The sequence below is a fragment of the Gordonia sp. (in: high G+C Gram-positive bacteria) genome (assembly GCF_052106715.1).
GTDB lineage: Bacteria > Actinomycetota > Actinomycetes > Mycobacteriales > Mycobacteriaceae > Gordonia.
On sequence record NZ_JBQEDL010000008.1, the window covers coordinates 41,354 to 64,184 of the forward strand.

A 22,831-nucleotide genomic window follows, 5' to 3' on the forward strand; every position below is an offset into this window, starting at 1 on the left:
CGCGCGGACCGGTCGGCTACCCGCCAACTTCGCCTACTGCGCTCACTTCGCGCAGTTGCGTACGAAGCCCGCTCGCTCGGGCGACGCGGCGTCCGACTGCGGCGCGCAGTGCGTCGGGTGTTCCGACGATTCGCACTCGGTCGCGGGCACGGGTGATCGCGGTGTAGAGCAGTTCGCGAGTCAACAGTTCGGCGTCTGCCGGCGGCAGGATGACGGTGACCTCCGAGAACTGGCTGCCCTGGCTACGGTGGATCGTCATGGCGTATACGGGAACGACGTCGCCCAACTGACTCGGGTGGAGCCGCTTCACCTGATCGCCCCGCTCGAACACTGCGACGAGCGACTCCCCGGCGGCGATCACCACACCCGAGTCTCCGTTGTACACCTCCTGGGCACGGTCGTTCGCCGTCACCAGCAATGGTTCGCCGGGGTACCAGGAGCCGTCTGACGGTCGGGCGCCGAGATCGTCGCCGATCCAGCCCACGATGCGACGCGACCATCCGGCGACCCCGAACCGTCCGATTCGGTGCGCGCAAAGCACTCGATGCGCCCGCAGTGCTGCCACCGCTGCACCCGCATCCCCCGAGCGCGCGGCCTCGGCCAGGTCACCGGCCCAGCCGACGACACTCTCCCGCACCGCATCGAGCTCGCCCGGGTCCACAAGAGTCACGGTGTGCTCGCCTGCCGCCGAGTCGTCGGCCACCAGCTCCAGGACTCGTTCGGCGTCACCCGCGTTGACCGCTTCGGCGACGTCGCCGATCCGGTTTCCGAATCGGTGTCCGCGCCGCAGCGTAATCACTCCGTGTGCCAACGCCGCACGCTCGTCGTCGGTGAAGTCGCTGTCGTCGATCGATGCAGCTGTCTCGAACGCAGTCGGCAGGCCCGCTGCGGCGGCCGAGTCCATTCCCCTGTCGACGAGGTCGGCGAGCACCGCGCCTGCTTCGACCGACACGAGTTGGTGGGGGTCACCGACGAGGATCAGTCGGGTGTCTGTGCGCAACGACTCGAGCAGGCGACACATCATGGTCACCGGCAGCATTGATGTCTCGTCGACGACGACGACGTCGAACGGAAGTCGGTTCCCGGTACCCCGCACAAACGTGCCGTCGGGCCGGGAGCCGAGGAGGCGGTGGACGGTGACTGCCTTCGGATCGCTGTGCAGTCGGTGGTGAGTGCGGCTGTACTCGCCGATCACCGTCTGCAGTTGAGCTGCTGCCCGCCCCGTCGGGGCGCACAGTCCGATACGCACGTCTGTGCCGAGGAGTTCTTCCATCATCGCCAGGATCCGCGCCACCGTGTACGTCTTACCGGTGCCCGGACCGCCGGCAAGGACGGTCGTCCAACTGGTCGCGGCCAATGCGGCGGCCGCGCGCTGACGGTCGTAGCCGACGTCGTCCGCTGCGCCGAACGACGCTTCGATCGACGAGCTCACGTCATCGGCGTCGACCTCCGGCCGACCCGCTGCACGCGCGCCCAAGATCTGCCGAACGCTCTGCTCCTGCCGAAAGTACTTGCGCAAGTATAGGAGCGGGCCGTCCGCCGACTCGGCGAGGGCAAGTGGTCGCAGCGGCCCAGACGAGCTCCCGGTCACCAACTCGGAGGCCGCGAGCGCGCGAACCATCCGGTCGACGGGCGGCCACGGGAGCGTGCCGTCCTCGCTGTCACTCCGGTCCACGACCGTCTCGCCGATGCGGTTCAGCTGCACGCACGTCGAGCCGGTCCGGACTGCCCGGACGGCCAATGCGGTGGCGACCAGGACGTCGTCGTCGACGGTGGCTCCGGACAGCCTCGCGACACGGCGTGCCACGTGTACGTCCGACGCCGTCAGCACGCCCGCGGCGTTGAACGGCGCGAGGACACCGTCCTCGGAAGCGACGATCATGACTGTTCCCCGCTGTCTCCGGCCAAGAGGCTGCTCATGGCGACGACGAGATCCGGCGGCATCGCCCACTCGAAGACTCCGCAGTCGGGCGGCGTCTGCGGCCCCGCCATGCCTCGCACGAAGTGGTACTGCACCGCGCCGAGATGCTCCCGCGGCCGATAGCCCGGAAGCCTGATCGTGAGATACCGATGCAACGCAACGGAATACAGGAGCGCCTGGAGCGGGTAGTGCGCGCTCATCATCTCCGCGGCCATCGCCTCCCGGTCGAAGTCCTCGACGGCGAGCTCCCCCGGACGGAGACGGTTCGTCTTGTAGTCGACGACCACGAATCGACCGTCAGGCGTCCGCAGCACCGAGTCGATGCTGCCGGTCAGGAATCCGCGGAAGCGGTCGTCGGATACCGTGCGGACAAGGTCGGCGTACGGGGCCAGAACGTCGTCGGCAGGCAGATACTCGGCGAGGAGCCCGCCGACCGTCTCGAGACCGAATCCGCCGTCCACCGACGAGAGCGGCATTTCGAAATCCATCTCGGCGAGACGGTCGCGCGGGCCGATGCTCCAGAGGTCACCGAATCCGAGTGGTGTGGTCAGTACCCCGACGAGGGCCGCCGTCAGCACGTCGACGTCGATGTCTACGCCGCGGCGGGCCGCCCCCTCGACGACCTGGGTGCGGACGTGCTCGTCGATGTCGGGTGCGGAGGTGTCGACGTGCTCGAGAACCTCGTGCACGAGCGTGCCGAAGCCCGCGCCGAATGGGAGTCCGTTCATCGGGGAGCCAGTGCCGTCGGCGACGGCGGACTCTCCGATCGTCGGATCCGGGCCGTCCGACGGCTCGTCGGCGACCCGGCTGTCGTCGGGCTCGCTTCCGGTCCCGATGGCTGCCGAGCCGTGTGCTGTCGGTCCCGTCTCCGGATGTGCTGCGGCGTGCGCCGCTGCGACGATCGCCGAGTACGAGGTGCGCCGCCACCCGTCGTCGATCCGCCGGGTGAACCGCGCAACCGACATTTGCTCGCCTGCTCCGTCGACGATCGGCCGAGGCGCGCGAACGCCCTCGTGGCGGCCTGCGGGCTCGACGACGATCGACGACTGCACTGCGGACACCTGCCGGAGAACTGCGACGCAGTCGATGTCCTCCGCGGGAATCGGCACGGTGTCGGGAATCGGAACCGTCGTGGCGTCGCGCACGGCCACCTGACGATCGCCGACCGTGAACAGGAGGCGGTGCAGTGCGCCGCGCGCCGTCGTCGTGCTGGGCGCCCACCACAGCACCACCTGTGAACGGGCCCGGGTCGCCGCGACATACAGCAGGCGCAGGTCCTCGCCCGCGCTCTCCGAACGTGCCCGGCCGTCGCGGCGCGCGTACCCACGGGCCTGCTTGCCCGCGACGTCGAGATAGCGTTCGTCGTCGTCCTCGTGGTAGACGAACGTCGCCGGATTGACGCGCGACGCGCCGTCCCACCCGAACGGCACGTAGACGATCGGGAACTCGAGACCCTTGCTCGCGTGCACGGTCATGATCTGCACCGCCGCGGTGTCCCGGTCCAGGCGTCGGGTGGCGTCGCCGCGCCCGAACCACCTCGACAGTCCGGCTATCTGTTCACCGAGCCAGTCGACGATCGCCGACAGTCCTCCGCCGGAATCGGCGACGCGCCGATTACACACGTCGGCCACCTGTCGGACGTCGGTGAGGAGTCGCTCGCCTCCAGCAGATCCGAGGACGCGCTCCGCCGTGTCGAATTCGTCGAACAGCCGAGCCGCCATGGCCGCGAATCCGGCGTCGACGAACACTCGTCCGAGCTCGGCGAACTTACCGGCCAGCGTCCCGATCCCGGTGTCGCCCTGCACCTCCAGGCTCTCAGCGGTGTGGCCGACGAGCGGAGTCAACGCGGCGAGTCGTACTCGGGGCTGCCGTGACGGATGGTCGATCGCGGTCAGGACATGCCACCAGTGGCGGGCGGCGTCCGTCGCGAACACCGACGTGCCGGACGTGACCACCGATGCGACGCCACGATCGGCGAACTCGCACTGCAACGGTTCGATGGTCCGGTTGGTTCGCAACAGAACTGCGATGTCGCCGGGCGCCACCCGCCGCGTGTGCCCGTCGACGTCGATCGTCGTGTCGGACGCGAGCAACGCCGCGACGTCGGCCGCGACGTCCTCGATCACCGCGTCGCGGACCTGCGCGACGAGCGGGGTCGTGCCGTCCTTCGTCGTCTGGGTGAACTGGTTCCTCGTGAATCCGCGTATGCGCACGGCAGGCGAACCGTGGATTCGGCTGCCCGGGTAGTGCGCCTGCACCTGGTGGTAGGCGATGTCGCGGTGTCCGAACGTCGCACCGCCGAACAACGCTCCGAGACCGTTGACGAAGGACTCGTCCGACCTGCGGTTCACTGTCAGCAGGCGCCTGTGCTCCGCTGTCTCGACCGCGTTCAGGTAGCTGAGGACCTCCGCGCCGCGGAACGCGTAGATGGACTGTTTGGGGTCGCCGACCAGGACCAACCGAACATGCCCGTGAAAGCAGCGCCGGACGATCTCCCACTGCTGCGGATCGGTGTCCTGGAACTCGTCGATGAGCACGACATCGAACTGGTCGCGGATCCGCGCGCATGCGAGCTCACCGATGTCGGGGTCCGTGACGATCCCGTACAACGTGTTCTGCAGGTCGTCGTACGTGCGGAGTCGGGCGAGCCGCTTACGTCGCTGAGTCTGTCGCCGTACGTGTTCGGCCATCCGGACGCGGAGGTCGGATTCGTCGGTGCGCTCGTCTTCGCGCGTCGGAGCGAGGATGGCGTTCATGTTCCGCACCGCGGCCTGCGCGATCTCGACCGATTCGTCGAAGCCCGGCGCGGAGTCCGGGTCTCCGGCGAATCGCGCCAGATAGGCGTCGCGCGCGACGTCGGCGACGATGTCTTCGACGTCCTCGACGATCGGGTACTGCTGTTCGCGGCCGCCGAGGAAACCGAGTGCCGCCAGCATCCTGTTGCAGAAAGTGTGCGTCGTCGCGACAGTGGCGGCGTCGAAGTCCGACAGCGCGGCCACCAGGCGCCCGCGACGAATCGCGACCTCGGCAGCGGGAGCGTCGAGCATCCACGCGACCAGATCGTCATCGGGGACACCGCCCTCGTCGAATCCGGCGAGGCATTCGACGAGCCGAGAGCGCGTTCGATCTCGCAGTTCGGCCGACGCTGCGTTCGAGAATGTCGCCATGAGCAGTTTCGACACCGGTACGCCCTCAGCGACGTGCCGCACCGCGACCGAGACGATGGCGTACGTCTTGCCGGTGCCTGCGCTCGCCTCCAGGACGGTTGTTCCGTTCGGGAGGGGCGCACGCAGGTCGAAAGCCGCCGCGGTCATCGGTCCTCCTCGTTAGCGCGCAGTGGACCGAATAGTGCGGTCGCCAGTCGTACGTACATCGCGGTCGACCCCGTCCCGGGAAGCCACTGCTCCGCACCTGCCAGCACCGTCGGCTCGGGGACCGAGACGCACAGCTCATCGAAGGACACCTTCGCACCGGGGTCACCGTGGAACACCAGACTCGCGTACCTGTTGGAGTCGTTGTACGAGGACCTGTACGCCCACGCCGCGCGCTGCATCGCCCGGCGCGCGTTGCCTGTCCTGTCGAACTCGGACGCCGCGGCCTCGGCGGCGTCCAAGGTCAGTCCGATCGGTGCGGTCAGCCCCGCGTCGCGGATCGCGACGAGGACCGCGAGGATCTGTGCGGCCTCGTTCGGCGCACTCAACCGACTCATCTTGGCTGCCGGGCTGTGCCCGCCTGCGCTCCCGACGACCACGGCCTCAGGATCGGTGACAGCGCCCGACGCGGCCATCGCCAATAGCCGAATCCATGCTGCGAGCCGGTGCTTGGGCCCGAGACGCGAATAGCCGACGGGGACGAGGCGGCCGCCGAACACGTCGCCGACCGTTCCATACAGACGCCTCCCCGCAGGAAGGTCTACGCGGACGTCGATAGCGTCCGCGGAATCGGAGCGGTAGCCGTCGGCGGCGGTCGCCACCGCCTGTGCCCTATCGCGGATGGGACCGAACGTCGCAGCACCGAAGGCGAAAGGCGGCAGGCTTCCACGCCGCAATTCGGCGCCCTGCGCTGCAATCGGATCTCGTCCGTCGAGCAGCGCCCGCAGGTAACGGTCGCCGACTCCCCATTTCTCAAGGCCGTCGAGCGATACTGCGAGCTGGTCTGGATACTCTTCGACCTCGTCGGGGATGCCGATCCCGAGCCGTTGACGGGCGAACCCCTCCACCGGAGCCGTCAAGAACTTGATCAGCTCGTCGAGGTCGACGTCAGCGGTGTCGGGTGCCGAAAGTCGGGCGTCGGAGATCCGCGGCAGCGCCTGAGCAGGCAGGTCGGAGCGTGCCTGGTCGCGCAAAGCCCTCGCTCCGGACACGAGTGCTGCGTCATAGCTGAACGGACCTCGCCCGTCTGCGTCCGCGAAGTTTCGTTCATCGAACGCGTGCAACGTGTGCCGGTGCACCACCGGCGACTCGCCGTGAGCCGTCTCTGCGGACGCATGCGCACCGAGGACGCCGTCGACCGCGTCGAGGAGCTCGCTGACGACCACCGCCGGCGGCAGCCGCACACCGGTCAGCGGGTCCGCTCCCGTATAGAAGATCAGCAGATGGTCCTGCGCGGCACATACCGCGTCCAAGAAGATCTGGCGGTCTTCGTCCCGCCGATCACGTTCGCCGACGAGAGGCTTCACCGCGAGCGCGTCGTCGCCGTCGAGCGAGGTCGGACGAGGATAGGCGGCGCTGTCCATACCGAGCAGGACGATCACCCGGTGCGGAACCGACCGCATCGGGACCATGGAGCACACCGTGAGTTCGCCGGTGCAGAAGTTCGATCGCGACGGTCGTGCGGCGACCAACCCGGTCACGAGATCGCGCACGTCACCGAGTTCGAGCTCGGTCGTGGCCTCGGGCCGATCGGCGTCGACGACGAGTGCACCCCCGATGAGACCGACTGCCTGCGCCCGCTGCCATTCGTCGTCGTCGGCGACATCGGTCAGCGAGTCCACGGCATCGATCAGCAACTCCGCCCACTCGGTCACCGTGTGCGGACGTACGACGTCGGTGACGATCGTCGACAGTCGGTCACACAGCTCGGCGAACCGTCCCACGAGGTCGGTGTCGGTCGAGTCGATACCCGACAAAGGCAGGGCGGTGGCCAACCACTCGTTCTCGGCTTCTTCGGCGACGACGCCCAGCAACATCCGGTCGAGGCCGGTCGTGACCGTGCCCTGGGGGAAGCCGCCGAGACCGAAGCGGTCACGTTGGGTGGAATCGAGCCCCCACCGAACCCCGGATCGCTGGATCCAGGCGGCGAGGGCGTCGACGTCGTCGTCGGTGAATCCGAAGCGTGCCCGCACTGGCGGTGCGGACGCGAGATCGATGAGTTCGCCTGCGCGGATACGTCCTGCGGCAAGATCGAGCACCCGTGCCAGGACGTCGAGGACCGCATTGGATTCGCGCAGACCCCGGTCGGCAAGGCGTACGCGCAGCCGATACGCGGGGTGATGCATACCCGTTTGCCCGAACGATCCGCGAATCAGCGGCGCGTAGGCCTCGACGTCGGGACACATGACGAGGACGTCGCGCGGCTCGAGTGTCGGATCGTCTGCGAACAGGTGCAGCAGCCGATCTCGCAGTACCTCCACCTGCCGTTCCGGACCGTGGCAGGCGTGCACTTCTACCGATTCGTCTGCGGCAGAACGACTTTGCTCGAGTCGGTCGTTCCCGAGCCCGTCCTGCAACGCCCGGAGCACCGTCGCCGCGGGCGGCCGTGTCCGACCATGATGCACGTCCTCGTCGATCGACGATCGGAGCGTCTCCTGCATCTCTTGAACGTCTCGCGAGAGCGCCGCGAGCAGCGGATGCTGCACGGCGACGGCTGCGCGGGACGCGCGGCCGACCGGCTTCCCCTCTGCCGGGCCTTGGACGATCGAGCGCCACAACGCGTCGGACGGGTGTGGGAGGTAGAGGCCGACCTCGCGGTGGACGGCGAGGGCGGCGAGCACCGACTTCAACGTCTGTGGGATCCGCGTCGGACCGAACAGCGAGATCCGCTCGGGCAGGTCGACGAGTTCCGGATTGGCGCGCAACCGAGCGGTCAGTCCGTGAAGGTCCTCCGCGGGGTGCGGAATCGCCACGTGTTCGCGGACAAGGCGCCAGAACCACGGTTGCCACTGCAGGTGTGGCGCGAGCACCTCGCCTGCGCCATCGGTGTCGCGGCCAAGCGCCCACTCGGCGATCATCGCGGGGCGCTGCCAGCCGTACGTGCCGAACAGTCGGGCGATCGTCGCCGCGGTCGAGAACCGTCGGCCGCGGCGTAAGTCGGCGCGCTCGGTGCCGCCCGTCATTCCGAGGTGGGCGGCGAGGACCGCGAGCCGATCGTCGCCGATGTGCTCGTCGAGGACTCGCAGAACCGGCCACCGAAGCCGTTCGGCGTGCCAGGCCTGTGCGGCGTCGGCGTCATCGGCCGCGACTGCGCTCACTTGGCGCAGCAGCGACGCAGGCGAGTCGAAGGCGATGTTGGCGGCGATCCCCAGCCGCAGTGAGAGTTGCTGGCCGAGCCATCGCTCCACACCCCGTTCGGGCACGGCGACGATCTCTGTCGCCATCGGATCGGCCAGCGGGATCGCGAGTGCGTCCGCCAAGACCGCGACCAGGGTGTCGGCCTGTTCGGCCCGATGCACTCTCAGCATCTCGGTCTTCTCAGCATCTCGTCCACTCCCCTTCGTCTGGCCTATGCCCGGGCGTCAGCGACGGCGACGCAGCGGCACCGGTTCGCCGAGGTGCTCATGGAACCCGCGCACGGCAGACTCAGGCCATGGCATCGGGCGGGAAGTCTGCGGGTCGACGGCGGTGAGAGTCGTCTCCGCCAGCGCGGCAACCTGTCCGGTCGGTGCGATCAGACGGCAGCCGAAGTCGACCGAGGAGTTTCCGATACGCGTGATCCACACCTGCACTTGAACCGGCTTCTCGTCGTAGTGCAGGACGCTCGCGAATTCGATCTCCTGGCGGGCGAGAACAACCCAGAATCCGCGACGTGCTTCGCCGAACCACGTCGACATCGCCCGGATGCGTGCTTCCTCCACGACGCGGGCGATCTGCACGTTGTTGATATGGCCGAGCGAATCCTGGTCGCCCCACCGCAACTCGACCTCGACGACCAGCGCGTCCGTCGAGCCTGGTTCCGGCACGTCTGGCTTGCTCGACACCGTCATGTTCTCTTCATCCGACACGGGTCGACCATATCCCCGCCGTCCGACACGATCTCCACACGCGTGGTTAGACTGCCGGGCGTGGCCATCGACTCCGAACGTCTGCGACTACGTCCAGTGTCGCCCGACGACGTGGATCGACTGCACGCGCTCGACTCCGACCCCGAGGTGATGAAGTTTGTGAGCGGCGGCGACCCCACTCGCCGCAGCACCGTGTCCGACTGGATCGTGCCCCGCTCGCAGGCACAGTTCGCCACACACGGCACCGGGATGTGGACGGCGTCGTTGCGGCGCGGCGACGAGTTCGTCGGCTGGGTTCAGCTGCGATTGCCGCGGCACAGTGCCGAACAGGAACTCGAACTCAGCTATCGCATCGCCCGCAGGCATTGGGGCTCGGGACTGGCGACCGAAGCCGCGTCGGCGTTGATCGCGGTCACCTTCCTGTCCACTGACACGCGCCGGGTGTTCGCCAGCGCGCACGCCCAGCACGCTGCGTCGCACCGAGTGATGCGCAAACTCGGGATGCGACTCTCCCCGATGTCGCTGTCTGCAGATCACCTGTCCGGCAATGGGGTCGACGGCGACGTCGAGTACGAATTGCTCCGCGACCAGTGGATCGCGAGCCGCGGCAGACATCATTCGGTGAGCGCCTCGGGCAGACACCGTCGCACAATCGGCACCACCGAGATGACCGCTTGACCGTCAGGTACTACCTTTGTAATGCAGCACTCGACGCAGTGACGCTCGACAACCCTGAATGACTCTCGACAACTCTGGAGACAACCGATGAGCAACACCATCGCCACCGATCCGATGCGGCGCCGACGAGTCGTCATCATCGGTTCGGGTTTCGGCGGGCTGTTTGCGGCGCAACGCCTCAAGAAGGCCGACGTCGACGTCACCCTGATCGCCAAGACCACCCACCACCTGTTCCAGCCGATGCTCTACCAGGTGGCGACCGGAATCATCGCCGAGGGCGAGATCGCCCCGGCTACGCGCGTCATCTTGCGGAAGCAGCGCAACGCGACCGTCGTGCTCGGCGAAGTCTTCGACATCGACTTGCAGTCGCAGACCGTCAAATCGCAGCTTCTCGAGCGTACGACCGAGACCCCGTACGACGATCTGATCATCGCGGCGGGCGCCGACCAGTCGTACTTCGGCAACGACGGCTTCGCCGAGTACGCACCGGGAATGAAGACGATCGACAATGCGCTCGAACTGCGTGGCCGCATCCTTGGCGCGTTCGAGCAGGCCGAACTGTCCGATGATCCCGCCGAGCAGGAGATGCTGCTGACGTTCGTCGTCGTCGGCGCCGGCCCGACCGGCGTCGAGATGGCCGGGCAGATCGCCGAGATGAGTGACAAGACACTCAAGGGCGCGTTCCGCAGAATCGATCCGACGAAGGCACGAGTGATCCTGCTCGACGCCGCGCCCGCCGTCCTCCCGCCGTTCGGCGAGAAGCTCGGCAATAAAGCGAAGGCTCGACTGGAGAAGCTGGGCGTGGACGTTCGTCTCGGGGCGATGGTCACCGATATCGACGACGACAGCCTCACCGTCAAATACCCGGACGGCGAGATCGCCCGCATCGAGAGCCAGTGCAAGGTGTGGTCGGCCGGCGTCCAGGCGTCCTCGCTCGGCAAGATCCTGGCCGAGCAATCCGAAACCGAACTCGACCGGGCCGGCCGTGTGAAGGTCAGACCGGATCTGACGATTCCCGGTCACGACAACGTCTTCGTCGTCGGCGACATGATGGCCGTCGACGGCGTCCCGGGCGTCGCACAGGGAGCAATTCAGGGCGGACGCTATGCCGCCGACGCGATCCGCGCGGCACTCAAGGGGCACACCCCCGACCAGCGCAAGCCGTTCAGCTACTTCGACAAGGGCTCGATGGCGACGATCTCTCGGTTCAGCGCCGTCATGCAGGTGCCGATTCCCGGAACCAAGCGCAAGTTCGAGACCGAGGGCTATTTTGCGTGGCTCGGCTGGCTGGCCCTGCACCTGGTGTACATGGTCGGCTTCCGCAACCGCTTGAACACGTTCGTCAACTGGTTCTTCGCGTTCAGCACCCGTGGCCGTACGCAGCTCGCGGTGACCGAGCAGCAGGTGTACGCCCGTCACGCGCTCACCGAACTCTCGTATCTCGAACGTCTACGACTGGCCGACGACGAGCGAGCCAAGGCCAAGAAGGCCCTCGAGGAGCGCAACGGCACCGCTTGACCCGAGCGGGCGCACGCACAGGGCGTGGTACGACCCTGTGGATAACCGCCGGATGCCCACACGTCACAACCACAGCGGGCTGTCCGACGACGACGTCGCCGAGTTCGACGGGCATCGTCACCCCGTAAACGCTACAAGCGTCGCCTCCCGCTACTAGTCCGAACTAGTAGCGGGAGGGCGACGCTTGACGCGTAGTCGAAACAGCCGAGGCTACGTCATCTTCTCGGTATCAGTATCGGGCTCTGGCTCAGGGTCGACACCGTCGTGGATGACCGGCTGGGTGCCGGTCTCGCTGTACGTGGTGACGAGGTCGAAGTCGTCGCCGTAGCTGTCTTCGCCGATGGCGACGGCGCGTTCGACGAGCAACGAACTTCGGCTCTCTACCTTCATCACCCGGTCCGTGCGCAGATCCTTGTACAAGGCGACACAGAGCACCAGCATGACGATGACGAACGGAACCGAGGCGATGATCGTGATCGACTGCAGCCCGTCGAGCGCCGTGCTGCCACCGCCGCCGATGAGCAGCATGATCGCAGCGACGGCACCGGTCAGGACACCCCAGAAGATGACAGTCGGCTTGCGCGGCTCATGCGCGCCCTTCTCCGACAACGACCCCATGACGATCGATGCAGAGTCGGCGCCCGACACGAAGAAGATCGCCACGAGCAGCATGACCAGGACCGCGGTCACCCCCGACCACGGCATCGTGTCCAGAAGGTCGAACAACGCGCCCGTCGAGTTGATGTCGTTCGGATCCTTGACGAGATCGCCGACCTGCTCCTGCTGGCGAATGGCTGCACCGCCGAAGACACAGAACCAGACCAGGCTCACCATCGTCGGAACCAGCAGCACGCCGGTCACGAACTGACGGATCGTGCGACCGCGGCTGATCCGCGCGATGAACATGCCGACGAACGGTGTCCACGAGATCCACCAGGCCCAGTAGAAGATGGTCCACGTGGACAGCCACTTGGCGAGTTCGGCGTCGCCGTCGGCACCGGTCCGCGAACTCATCGCGACGTAGTCCTGGATGTAGTCACCGAGCGCACTCGGGATCAGGTTCAATATCAGCAGGGTCGGACCGACGACGAACACGAAGACGGCCAGCACCAGCGCCAGGACCATGTTGATGTTCGACAGCCACTGAATGCCCCGGGCGATGCCCGAGACGGCCGACAGGATGAAGCAGCAGGTCAACACGGCGATGACAACGACGAGGATCGGTGTGCCGACCTCACCGACCCAGCCCGCGAATTTCAGGCCGTCACCGATCTGCAGCGCGCCGAGACCCAGCGACGCCGCCGAGCCGAAGAGGGTCGCGAAGATCGCGAGGATGTCGATGACCTTGCCTGCAGGACCATTCGCCCGGTCGCCGAACAGCGACGTGAATGCCGCGGACAGCAACTGCGAGCGCCCCTTGCGGTACATGCCGTAGCCGATGGCCAGGCCGACAACCGCGTAGATCGCCCACGGCTGGAGTCCCCAGTGGAACATCGTGGTCGCCATGGCGGTCTTGAATGCCTCGACCGTCTCCGGGTCGGCCGTTCCCGGCGGCGGCGACACGTAGTACGTCAGCGGTTCGGCGACACCGAAGAACATGAGTCCGATGCCCATGCCCGCGCTGAACATCATCGCGATCCACGAACTCGTCCGGAACTCCGGCCCCTCGTCGTCCTTGCCCAAGCGGATACGGCCGTACTTACTGATCGCCAGCCAGATCACGAAGATCACGAAGCCGGTCGTCGCGAGGACGAACAACCAACCGAGGTACTTGATGACCCCGTTCTGGGCGTCCGCCGAGATCGTCTTGAGCCCCTCCTTGTCGAGGAACCCCCAGACCACGAACGCGATCGACAGCGCGGCCGTGATCGAGAAGACGATCCAGTCGCGCGTCGGCCTCTCCGGAGGCCGGGCACGCGCGACCTTAGGCGAAGTGTCCTTGGACATATTCGGCGTAGCCCCGGGCTTACTCGGCGTTGACACTGATCTCCTTCGCAACAATCTCCATGTAATAAAACGAACTCCACGCAATTTCACTCGCCTGACCGACGACGTCCCGGACCGCTATGTCCTGGCCGCCGCCGTCGCAGCGTTTTGACCGTAACAGGTTCGGACGGTTCGCAAACTGACCGCAACGTAAAAGGCGCCGCGATCGTTTCCAGGCGATTTTCTCGGCAAAGCCGTCAGTCACAGCTCGATGTTTGCCATGCGCACCCGAGACTGAGCGACGAGTCTTCCTTGCTCATCGGTCATATCGACCTGCCACAGTTGCTGACGACGACCGCGGTGAATCGGCGACGTCGACACCGAGATCACTCCGTCGGAAACGGACCGAAGGAAGTCAGTCGAGTTGTTGACGCCCACCGCGGTACCGCCGATACCGGTCTCCTGAAGCCAACAGAACGCACTCACGCTCGCCGCACTCTCGGCGAGCGCACAGTACGTTCCGCCGTGCACTATGCCGAACGGCTGGTGGTGGTCGGAGGTGATCGTCAGTGTTCCGGTCACGCGTTCACCGGAGACCTCGTCGACGACGAAGCCAATATGCGCATCCAGACCGACCGATTCCCGTGCCCGCGCCAACAGCTCATCGAGGTGCTCATCCATACCGGTCAGCGTGCCATTGCGACGTGGACCGCGGGCACCCGGCCCCGGAAAGTCAGCGACCCCCGCACTCGATACGAGCACGGGGGCCACTGCGGCGGATCGGAGGTCTCTGCAGCCCTCAGGACGCTCAAACGATCCTTGCCATTGAATGTAGGTTATCCTTACCTACATGTCAAACGATTAGTTTCACGAGACCCGAACCACACCGGGAACCAACGCAAGACCAGCAGCGTTGTCCACAAGGGATAGGGCAACACGACCTTCGACGGGAGTCGACGTAAGATGAAGAAGATGAACGGTCTCGGAGAGCTCGAACGCGCAGTGATGGACACCCTGTGGGCGTCGCCGACGCCCCAGACGGTGCGCCAGGTGCACGCCGAGCTCTCTCGTTCGCGAGCACTCGCGTACACCACGGTGATGACAGTGCTCCAGCGGCTCTCGAAGAAGGAACTGGTCACCCAGATCCGCGACGACCGCGCACATCGATACACAGCGGCGCGCCCCCGCGAAGACCTCGTCGCCAGCCTCATGGTCGACGCGCTCAAGGGCGCCGAGGCACCGGGTTCGCGGCACGCCGCACTCGTGTCGTTCGTCGGACAAGTCGACGCCGACGAGATCGCCGCGCTGCGGGAGGCGTTGGACGAATTGGAATCGTCCCGCAGCTCGAAACACTAGAGTCGACACCGACCCGCGAGCTACCGCTCGCCCGCACTACCAGAGGGAAGCCGATGACCGCGCTGCTGTTCGGCATCCTCACCATTGCCCTGGTCGGTCCCATCCCACAAGCACTCGCCCACGCGTCCTGGCCCGTCTACGCTCCACGCGCAGCCATGACGTTGTGGCAGGCGGTGGCGTTGGCAGCAGTGCTGTCCGCGTTCAGCACCGGTCTCGCCATCGCCGCGAACCTCCTGTCCCCCGGCGTCAACGGCGCCCCGACGACCAATCCGATCGACGAGATCGACCGCCTCGGCTGGCCGCTGTGGACCGTGTACGTGATCGTCTTCGGCCTCACCTTGCTAGTCGGCGCGAAACTCATTTACAGCGTCCTTCGAGTCGGCGTCCGCACTCGTGCGCGCCGCAACGCACATCGCGTGCTCATCGACCTCGTCGACCGCGTCGACATGCACCGGGAACGTGGCCGCGACATTCGCGTGCTCGACGTCACCACACCGTTGGCCTACTGTCTGCCCGGTCTTCGCGGCAGCAGAGTGGTGCTCAGCGAAGGAGTGTTGAGTCGGCTCTCCGACGACGAGCTGTCCGCCGTCATCGAGCACGAGCGGGCGCATCTGCGCGCTCGGCACGATCTCGTCCTCGAAGCATTCATTGCGTTGCACGAGGCGTTCCCCCGCTTCGTCCGTTCTCGGAGCGCCCTCGGAGCGGTGGAACTGCTGGCCGAAGCCCTCGCCGACGATCAGGCGGCCAACGCGACCGCCCCGGCGACGGTCGGCCGTGCACTAGTGGCGTGCGCGGACGCGACTGCTCCGCGTGGAGCGATGGCGGTCGGCGGACCGACCACCCTCGCGCGAGTCCGCCGACTCTGCGACACCCGCCCGGTGCCTGCGATCTCGGCGACCGCCTACCTGCTTGCGATGGCGATTCTCGTCGTCCCTACCTTGGCCGTCGCCATCCCGTGGCTCACCGAGCTCCATCGACTCGTGTCTCATCTGTGAGCCCCGAAGTTCCACATTCCCGGTCCACCCCGCTGACACCCCACCGCTGAAAGGCCTATCGACGTGCGCTTCTTAGAAGGCCACCGACCCGACCACGATCTGACGTACGACGATCTGTTCATCGTCCCGAACAGGTCGTCTGCGACGTCCCGTTTCGACGTCGACCTGTCGACCGACGACGGAAGCGGGACTACGATCCCGCTCGTGGTCGCCAATATGACAGCGATCGCAGGAAAGCGAATGGCGGAGACCGTCGCACGCCGTGGCGGCCTCGTCGTACTTCCCCAAGACGTCCCGATCGATGCCGCCGCCCGCACGATCGGCGACGTGAAGTCCCGGCACCTCGTCGCCGACACTCCGGTGACATTGCGTGCCGACGACTTGATGGCGAACGCGCAGGCCCTCATCCCCAAACGCGCCCACGGTTACGCGGTGGTCATCGACGACGACACCCGGCCGATCGGGTTGATCGCTCGCGCCGCAGCGGGGCACGAGATCGACATGTTCACCGACCTGCGTTCGGCGATGACCCCGATCCCGGTGACGCTGTCCGCCGACACCGATCCGCGCGCAGTTTTCGACGCCCTCGTCGATGCCAACGCCGACCTCGCTGTCTTGACCGACGACGACGGTCTGCTCGTCGGGGTGCTCACACGCACCGGAGCACTACGCGCAGGCATCTACCAGCCGAACGTCGACGCGCAGGGTCGGCTACGCGTCGCGACGGCTGTCGGGATCAACGGCGACGTCGTCGGTAATGCCCGCGCTCTCGTCGAAGCAGGCGCCGACCTCCTCGTCGTCGATACGGCGCACGGACACCAGGAGAAGATGCTCTCGTCTCTCGCGGCCGTCGCCGGCGCGGATCTCGGCGTGCCGCTCGCTGCGGGCAACGTCGTCTCGCGTCGCGGAGCTCTCGACCTGATCGAGGCGGGTGCGAACATCGTGAAGGTCGGGGTCGGCCCCGGCGCGATGTGCACCACCCGGATGATGACCGGCGTCGGCAGGCCCCAGTTCTCCGCGGTCGTCGAATGCGCGACCGCCGCCCGCGAGGCAGGCGCCCACGTGTGGGCCGACGGCGGTATCCGGCATCCCCGCGACGTGGCTTTGGCGGTCGCCGCGGGCGCGTCGAACGCGATGGTCGGTTCCTGGTTCGCAGGCACCTACGAGTCGCCCGGCGATCTACACGTCGACGCGACCGGTGAGTTCAAGGTCAGCTTCGGCATGGCATCCAAACGAGCCGTCGCCGCCCGGTCGTCGGGCGACAACGCGTACGACCGGGCCCGCAAGTCTCTGTTCGAGGAGGGCATCTCGTCCTCGCGCATCCGCATCGACCCCGAACGTCCCAGCGTCGAGGACCTGATCGACCACATTTCGTCCGGGGTGCGTTCCACTGCGACGTACACCGGAGCGACGAGCCTGCCGGAACTGCACGAGAAGGTCGTCCTCGGCGTCCAATCGGCCGCCGGTTTCGCCGAGGGCCGACCGCTCCCCGGGGGATGGTGACCGACTCCCGATGGACATCCTGATCATCGTCGCGAGCCTCATCGGGTTCGTGGCCTTGACCCTCGGCACTGCGCTGTTCGTGGCCGGTGAGTTCTCATTGACCGCCCTCGAGCGGTCGACGATCTCCAACGACCTCACTCAGCGCGGGGACCGCCGTGCGCGTGCGGTCGACCGTGCGCACCGATCTCTCTCATTCCAACTGTCCGGTGCCCAACTCGGCATCACGATCACCACGCTGATCACCGGTTACATCGCCGAGCCCGTCCTGGCGAAGGTCTTCGACCCGGTACTCGAAGCTGCCGGCCTGCACGGTTCGGCGAAGAGTGGAGTCTCGTTGGCTCTCGCTCTCGTCATCGCGACCTCGTTGTCCATGGTGCTGGGCGAGCTCGTTCCGAAGAACCTGGCCATCGCCAAACCACTGGCCGTGGCCCGCGCCACCTCGGGCCCCATGATGGTGTTCTCAAAGGTCTTCAAATATGCCATCAACGGACTCAACGACGGAGCCAACTCGCTCGTGCGACGTCTCGGCGTCGAACCGACCGAGGAACTGCAGTCCGCGCGATCGGCAGCCGAATTGGTCGCGCTGGTCCGCAACTCCGCGCTGCAGGGCGAACTCGACGCGGACACCGCACGTCTGGTCGATCGGTCACTACGTTTCGGCGATCTGACGGCCGAGGACCTGATGACTCCGCGTGTCCGCGTGGAGAGCCTCGAACCGGGAGACACCGTGCGCGACCTGATCGCTGCGTCCTCCCGCACCGGCCATTCACGCTTCCTGGTGGCCGACGACGGCGACCTGGACAATCTCGTCGGCGTCGTGCACATCAAACAGGCCTTCACGGTGCCAACCGCGACGCAGACCACGACCCAGTTGCGGTCGATCGCGCGACCGGTGACACGCGTCCCCGGATCCTTGGACGGCGACGCGCTCCGGGCCCGCATCTCCGCCGACGGACTCGAAGTCTGCGTGGTGGTCGACGAATACGGCGGGACCGCAGGCCTGGTCACGAGCGAGGACCTCATCGAGGAGATCCTCGGAAACGTCACCGATGAGCACGACAACGAGGAGACCGAGGTCGCGCGAGTCGGCAACGGCTACCGCTGCTCCGGGCTGCTTCGCCTCGACGAGGTGCACGACGCGATCGGGTACCGGGCACCTGAGGGCGCATACGAGACACTCGGCGGGCTGGTCATGTTCCAGCTCCGCCGGGTTCCGCGAGTCGGCGACGTCGTGGATCTGCCAGTCCGTGAATCGAGCGGCGACGATGACCTCGACACGGCGGTCCAGCGCTGGCGCGGCACCGTCGTCCGCATGGACCAGCGCCGCGTCGACCAGGTGTGGATGACGCAGATCGACAGCGCGACGGCAGAACGGGGTGAGCAGCGTGGGTGACCTGTCCGGAATCCTTCTCGCAGTCTTGCTGCTAGCCGCGAACGCCTTCTTCGTCGGCTCCGAGTTCTCGTTGATCGCGGCGCGCCGCGACCGCCTCGTGGCGTTGGAGGACGCGGGCAAGAAACGCGCACGAACAGTGATCCGTGCTTCAGAACACCTGTCGCTGATGTTGGCGGGCTGCCAGTTGGGCATCACGATCTGCTCGATCCTCCTCGGCCGCATCGCCGAACCCGCGATCGCACACATCATCGAACAGCCGCTCGACTTCCTGAACGTCCCCGATGGCCTGTTGCACCCGATCGGATTCACGATCGCACTGGTCATCGTCGTCGTGCTGCACATCCTGGTCGGCGAGATGGTGCCGAAGAACATCGCGCTGGCCGGCCCGGAGAGTGCAGCGATGCTGCTGATCCCGGTTCACCTGTGGTTCCTACGAATCGCGAAGCCGTTGATCTGGCTGTACAACGCTCTCGCCAACGGCACGCTCCGGCTGATGCGCGTGGAACCCAAAGACGAACTGGCGTCGACCGTCACCGAGACGGAACTCGCACAGATGATCGGTGAGTCGCGTGAGCTCGGCCTCCTGGACGCGGGCGAGCACGATCGACTCACGCGGGCCCTGGACACCGTGAGACGCACCGTGGACGAGGTAATGATCCCGCTGTCCGACGTGCACAGCGTGCGACTGCGTCCGGACCCCGCGACCGGCGGCCTCGGTCCACGGCTCGGGTCTGTGGAGGACGCGGTCCGCGAGACGGGGTTCTCCCGGTTCCCCGTGCGCGGGCTCGACGGCTCGTACATCGGATATCTCCACCTCAAGGACGTTCTCGATGATGTGTTCGACGCGAACGTCGAAGCCGACTCGCTCGTGGCCGTCGACAAGATCCGTCCGTTGCCGAAGATCAGTGCGTCGGTGCCGCTCGACGAGGCCGCGACGCAGCTGCAGAAGGCCAGCGCACACCTGGCCGCTGTCGTGGACGGTTCCGGCGCAATCATCGGCATGCTCGCCCTCGCCGACCTCGCCGAAGCCTTCGTCGGCGATGTCCGAGATTCGACACACCGGATCTGATGGGCCACCCCGCTCGGATCCTCGAACGCAGTGACTGGTCGGCACGGGCGGACGAGCACCGGGCACGCATCGAGACATTGATCGGACCGTACTTTCGGGCACGCCGTACCGGAGCGACCCATCCGGTGATCGACTTCCTGTTCACCTACTACGCAGCGCGTCCCGCGCAGATCACCCGGTGGCACCCCGGGTTCGGGACCGTGCTGCTCGATGCACCCGAGTACGACGGATTGCGCGGCTACCAGATCTGCGACGGAGCCGCCCAGGTCACCTGGGATCACCTCGTGGACAAGGCAGACCTCGTCGCCGGAACGCTGCGCATCCTGGAGGCGACGGCGTCCCGACCGCCCAGACTCGGATGCTTCGGACTGCACGAGTGGGCGATGGTCTACCGCACCGACGAGAAGCGCCATCGGAACCCGCTCCGGTTGGGCGCCGCGGGCACCGACGCCGTCGTCGAGGACAACCGTCTGCTCTGCACCCACTTCGACGCGTTCCGCTTCTTCACCGATTCGGCCCGAGGTCGCAATGCCGTCGAGTTGTCCCGAGCCGATACCGTGGCCAACGAGCAACCGGGATGCCTACACGCGACGATGGACATGTACCGCTACTGCCTTCGACTGTCGCCGTTGGTCGGCGCGGACCTGCTCGCGGACTGTTTCGACCTGGCGCTCACGGCCCGTGAACTCGATATGCGGGCGAGCCCCTACGACCTGTCCGACGTCCTCGACATGAGGGGCGACCCATACCTGCCGGTGCCGATCGAGACTCCCGAGGGGCGTGCCCGTTATGTGACCGAGCAGACGGAGATCGCGCGACGCGGAGCAGCCCTCCGCGATAAACTCATCGACGCCACACGGGCACTCGACGCGGCGTCACGCACCGCCAGGAACTGACAAGTTACCAGTGGGTACAATTGCCGACGCAGGGTGCATCCGTACCCGGGACGAGCCAGCGCCCTCGGCGCCGGAGATCGTCCCCTTCCGATCGCACAGGAAAGGTCGTCATGTCCAACCGTGTCACCGTCAACGGCTTGCAGGTCGCTGAGGTCCTCTACGACTTCGTCAACAACGAAGCTCTTCCCGGTACCGGCGTAGACGCCGACAAGTTCTGGGCGGGCGCCGCCTCCGTGATCAACGACCTCGCGCCCCGCAACCGCGAGCTGCTCGCCATCCGCGATGACTTCCAGACCAAACTCGACGCGTGGCACCGCGACCACAAGGACGCGGACTTCGCCGAGTACAAGGCGTACCTGACCGAGATCGGCTACCTGGTTCCCGAACCTGCCGACTTCGAGATCACCACGACGAACGTCGACGAAGAGATCACCACGGTCCCCGGACCGCAGCTGGTGGTCCCGATCCTCAACGCCCGCTTCGCACTCAATGCGTCGAACGCGCGCTGGGGCTCGCTGTACGACGCTCTGTACGGCACCGACGCGATCAGCGAAGCCGACGGGGCTGAGAAGGGCTCGTCGTACAACAAGGTTCGCGGCGACAAGGTGATCGCCTTCGCCAAGGCGTTCCTGGACAAGGCCGTGCCCCTCGAGCAGGGCAGCCACGCCGACGCCACGTCGTACGTCGTCGACGGCGACAAGGTCGTCGTGACAGTCGACGGATCCGCCACCACGTTCGCCGACCCGTCCGCTTTCGTCGGTTACACCGGCGAGCCCTCGGCACCGGCCGCAATCGTGCTGCGCAACAACGGTCTTCATCTAGAGATCCAGATCGACGCGGAGTCGCCGGTCGGGTCGACCGACGCCGCGGGTGTCAAGGACGTGTCCGTCGAGTCGGCGATCACCACGATCATGGACTTCGAGGACTCGGTCGCAGCGGTGGACGCCGAGGACAAGGTCCTCGGTTACACGAACTGGCTCGGCCTCAACAAGGGCGACCTGGCCGAAGAGGTCAGCAAGGGCGGCAAGACGTTCACGCGAGTCCTCAACCCGAACCACGTCTACACCGCTCCGGACGGCTCGGACTACGAGGTGCACGGCCGCAGTCTGCTGTTCGTCCGCAACGTCGGCCACCTGATGACCAACCCCGCCATCCTCGACGCCGAGGGCAACGAGGTCCCCGAAGGCATCATGGACGCGCTCATCACCGCAGCCATCGGCATCCACGGTATGAGCGCTGAGGGCCTGCAGAACTCGCGGACAGGTTCGGTCTACATCGTGAAGCCCAAGATGCATGGCCCTGACGAGGTCGCCTTCACCACGGAGCTCTTCGGTCGCGTCGAAGATGTGCTCGGACTCGAACGCAACACCATCAAGGTCGGCATCATGGACGAGGAGCGCCGCACATCGGTGAACCTGAAGGCGTCTATCAACGCGGCCTCCGAGCGCGTCGTCTTCATCAACACCGGATTCCTCGACCGCACCGGCGACGAGATCCACACCTCGATGGAGGCGGGACCCTTCGTTCGCAAGGATGACATCAAGGCCCAGACCTGGTTCAACGCCTACGAGGACTCGAACGTCGACGTCGGCCTGGCCGCGGGCCTCAAGCACAAGGCGCAGATCGGCAAGGGCATGTGGGCCATGCCCGACCTGATGGCCGACATGCTCGAGAAGAAGATCGGGCACCCGACTGCCGGTGCCAACACCGCGTGGGTTCCGTCGCCGACCGCAGCCACGCTGCACGCTCTGCACTACCACGAGGTCGACGTCTTCGAGCGTCAGGACGAGATCGCCAAGCGCGAGCCCGCGTCGGTCGACGACATCCTGACCATACCGTTGGCGAAGACCACGGACTGGAGCGACGAGGAGAAGCGCGAAGAGCTCGACAACAACGCACAGTCGATCCTCGGCTACGTCGTCCGCTGGATCGACCAGGGCGTCGGCTGCTCCAAGGTGCCCGACATCCATGACATCGCGCTCATGGAGGACCGTGCGACCCTGCGCATCTCCAGCCAGTTGTTGGCCAACTGGCTCCGTCACGGCATCGTCACCGAAGACGATGTCGTCGCCGCCCTCAAGCGGATGGCTCCTGTCGTCGACCGCCAGAACGCAGGCGACCCGGAGTACCGCCCATTGGCTGCCGACTTCGACACCAACATCGCGTTCAACGCGGCGAAGGCGTTGATCCTCGAGGGCACCACCCAGCCGAGCGGTTACACCGAACCGATCCTGCACCGGGCGCGCCGCGAGTACAAGGCGGCCAACGCCTGATATACCCGAAGGTGAGAACACCGAGCCCGGGCCGGATTCGGTCCGGGCTCGGTGTTCTCACAACGGGTTCTTTCACGAGTGACA

15 protein-coding genes are annotated in these 22,831 nt (G+C 66.5%); 9 read left to right on the top strand and 6 right to left on the bottom strand.

The window, feature by feature from the left end; genetic code table 11:
- Nucleotides 1-16: 16 nt before the first annotated feature.
- Genes recD through ACTIMF_RS05960 form a run of 4 tightly spaced genes read right to left on the bottom strand, consistent with a single transcriptional unit; the run spans nt 17 to nt 9,140 of the window.
- Nucleotides 17-1,882 carry an exodeoxyribonuclease V subunit alpha gene (gene recD / locus ACTIMF_RS05945; protein WP_442349358.1) on the bottom strand — a complete coding sequence of 622 codons (1,866 nt, stop codon included), beginning with the start codon at nt 1,880-1,882 and terminating at the stop codon, nt 17-19.
- A complete protein-coding gene (locus ACTIMF_RS05950; protein ID WP_442349359.1) occupies nt 1,879-5,235 on the bottom strand; it encodes a UvrD-helicase domain-containing protein in 3,357 nt (1,118 codons plus the stop codon). Before ACTIMF_RS05950 ends, recD begins: the two co-directional genes overlap by 4 nt.
- Nucleotides 5,232-8,600 (bottom strand): exodeoxyribonuclease V subunit gamma, encoded by a 3,369-nt coding sequence (recC, locus tag ACTIMF_RS05955; protein WP_442349360.1) that lies wholly within the window; start codon nt 8,598-8,600, stop codon nt 5,232-5,234. The genes ACTIMF_RS05950 and recC overlap by 4 nt, the downstream gene beginning before the upstream one ends.
- A gap of 54 nt (nt 8,601-8,654) precedes the next feature.
- Nucleotides 8,655-9,140, bottom strand: a complete 486-nt coding sequence (locus ACTIMF_RS05960; protein ID WP_442349361.1) for an acyl-CoA thioesterase — start codon at nt 9,138-9,140, stop codon at nt 8,655-8,657.
- Between the two features lie 60 nt (nt 9,141-9,200).
- On the opposite strand from ACTIMF_RS05960, the gene ACTIMF_RS05965 reads away from it, so the two are divergent.
- Both ACTIMF_RS05965 and ACTIMF_RS05970 read left to right on the top strand, forming a co-directional pair.
- Nucleotides 9,201-9,818 (top strand): GNAT family N-acetyltransferase, encoded by a 618-nt coding sequence (locus ACTIMF_RS05965; RefSeq protein ID WP_442349362.1) that lies wholly within the window; start codon nt 9,201-9,203, stop codon nt 9,816-9,818.
- 87 nt (nt 9,819-9,905) lie between these two features.
- The gene (locus ACTIMF_RS05970; protein ID WP_442349363.1) at nt 9,906-11,336 is read left to right on the top strand and encodes an NAD(P)/FAD-dependent oxidoreductase; all 1,431 of its coding nucleotides are present in this window, start codon (nt 9,906-9,908) and stop codon (nt 11,334-11,336) included.
- Nucleotides 11,337-11,546: 210 nt separating this feature from the next.
- Here ACTIMF_RS05970 and ACTIMF_RS05975 read toward each other — a convergent pair whose 3' ends face one another.
- Entirely contained in the window at nt 11,547-13,283 is a 1,737-nt protein-coding gene (locus ACTIMF_RS05975) for a BCCT family transporter (protein ID WP_442349364.1), read from the bottom strand.
- Between the two features lie 240 nt (nt 13,284-13,523).
- On the bottom strand, nt 13,524-13,943 hold the full coding sequence (locus ACTIMF_RS05980; RefSeq protein WP_442349365.1) for a PaaI family thioesterase: 420 nt from the start codon (nt 13,941-13,943) through the stop codon (nt 13,524-13,526).
- 282 nt (nt 13,944-14,225) lie between these two features.
- Between ACTIMF_RS05980 and ACTIMF_RS05985 the strand changes: the two genes are divergently transcribed.
- From ACTIMF_RS05985 to ACTIMF_RS06015, 7 genes are all read left to right on the top strand, one after another.
- A complete protein-coding gene (locus tag ACTIMF_RS05985) occupies nt 14,226-14,618 on the top strand; it encodes a BlaI/MecI/CopY family transcriptional regulator (protein ID WP_442349366.1) in 393 nt (130 codons plus the stop codon).
- Between the two features lie 53 nt (nt 14,619-14,671).
- Nucleotides 14,672-15,613: a M56 family metallopeptidase gene (locus tag ACTIMF_RS05990; protein ID WP_442349367.1), complete on the top strand. Its 942-nt coding sequence runs from the start codon at nt 14,672-14,674 to the stop codon at nt 15,611-15,613.
- A gap of 63 nt (nt 15,614-15,676) precedes the next feature.
- Entirely contained in the window at nt 15,677-17,116 is a 1,440-nt protein-coding gene (locus ACTIMF_RS05995; RefSeq protein WP_442349368.1) for a GuaB1 family IMP dehydrogenase-related protein, read from the top strand.
- A gap of 10 nt (nt 17,117-17,126) precedes the next feature.
- Nucleotides 17,127-18,509, top strand: coding sequence for a hemolysin family protein (locus ACTIMF_RS06000; protein WP_442349369.1), 1,383 nt, complete (start codon nt 17,127-17,129; stop codon nt 18,507-18,509).
- Nucleotides 18,502-19,578, top strand: coding sequence for a hemolysin family protein (locus ACTIMF_RS06005; RefSeq protein ID WP_442349370.1), 1,077 nt, complete (start codon nt 18,502-18,504; stop codon nt 19,576-19,578). Before ACTIMF_RS06000 ends, ACTIMF_RS06005 begins: the two co-directional genes overlap by 8 nt.
- On the top strand, nt 19,578-20,474 hold the full coding sequence (locus ACTIMF_RS06010) for a 3-methyladenine DNA glycosylase (protein ID WP_442349371.1): 897 nt from the start codon (nt 19,578-19,580) through the stop codon (nt 20,472-20,474). Before ACTIMF_RS06005 ends, ACTIMF_RS06010 begins: the two co-directional genes overlap by 1 nt.
- Nucleotides 20,475-20,584: 110 nt before the next feature.
- Nucleotides 20,585-22,747: a malate synthase G gene (locus tag ACTIMF_RS06015; RefSeq protein WP_442349372.1), complete on the top strand. Its 2,163-nt coding sequence runs from the start codon at nt 20,585-20,587 to the stop codon at nt 22,745-22,747.
- Nucleotides 22,748-22,831: the final 84 nt, after the last annotated feature.

What these genes read in the sequence shown, in the direction of transcription:
- recD (WP_442349358.1), bottom strand. Translation starts at nt 1,882, where the DNA reads ATGATCGTCGCTTCCGAGGACGGTGTCCTCGCGCCGTTCAACGCCGCG.
- ACTIMF_RS05950 (WP_442349359.1), bottom strand. Translation starts at nt 5,235, where the DNA reads ATGACCGCGGCGGCTTTCGACCTGCGTGCGCCCCTCCCGAACGGAACA.
- recC (WP_442349360.1), bottom strand. Translation starts at nt 8,600, where the DNA reads ATGCTGAGAGTGCATCGGGCCGAACAGGCCGACACCCTGGTCGCGGTC.
- ACTIMF_RS05970 (WP_442349363.1), top strand. Translation starts at nt 9,906, where the DNA reads ATGAGCAACACCATCGCCACCGATCCGATGCGGCGCCGACGAGTCGTC.
- ACTIMF_RS05975 (WP_442349364.1), bottom strand. Translation starts at nt 13,283, where the DNA reads ATGTCCAAGGACACTTCGCCTAAGGTCGCGCGTGCCCGGCCTCCGGAG.
- ACTIMF_RS05980 (WP_442349365.1), bottom strand. Translation starts at nt 13,943, where the DNA reads ATGGATGAGCACCTCGATGAGCTGTTGGCGCGGGCACGGGAATCGGTC.
- ACTIMF_RS05985 (WP_442349366.1), top strand. Translation starts at nt 14,226, where the DNA reads ATGAAGAAGATGAACGGTCTCGGAGAGCTCGAACGCGCAGTGATGGAC.
- ACTIMF_RS05990 (WP_442349367.1), top strand. Translation starts at nt 14,672, where the DNA reads ATGACCGCGCTGCTGTTCGGCATCCTCACCATTGCCCTGGTCGGTCCC.
- ACTIMF_RS06000 (WP_442349369.1), top strand. Translation starts at nt 17,127, where the DNA reads ATGGACATCCTGATCATCGTCGCGAGCCTCATCGGGTTCGTGGCCTTG.
- ACTIMF_RS06010 (WP_442349371.1), top strand. Translation starts at nt 19,578, where the DNA reads ATGGGCCACCCCGCTCGGATCCTCGAACGCAGTGACTGGTCGGCACGG.
- ACTIMF_RS06015 (WP_442349372.1), top strand. Translation starts at nt 20,585, where the DNA reads ATGTCCAACCGTGTCACCGTCAACGGCTTGCAGGTCGCTGAGGTCCTC.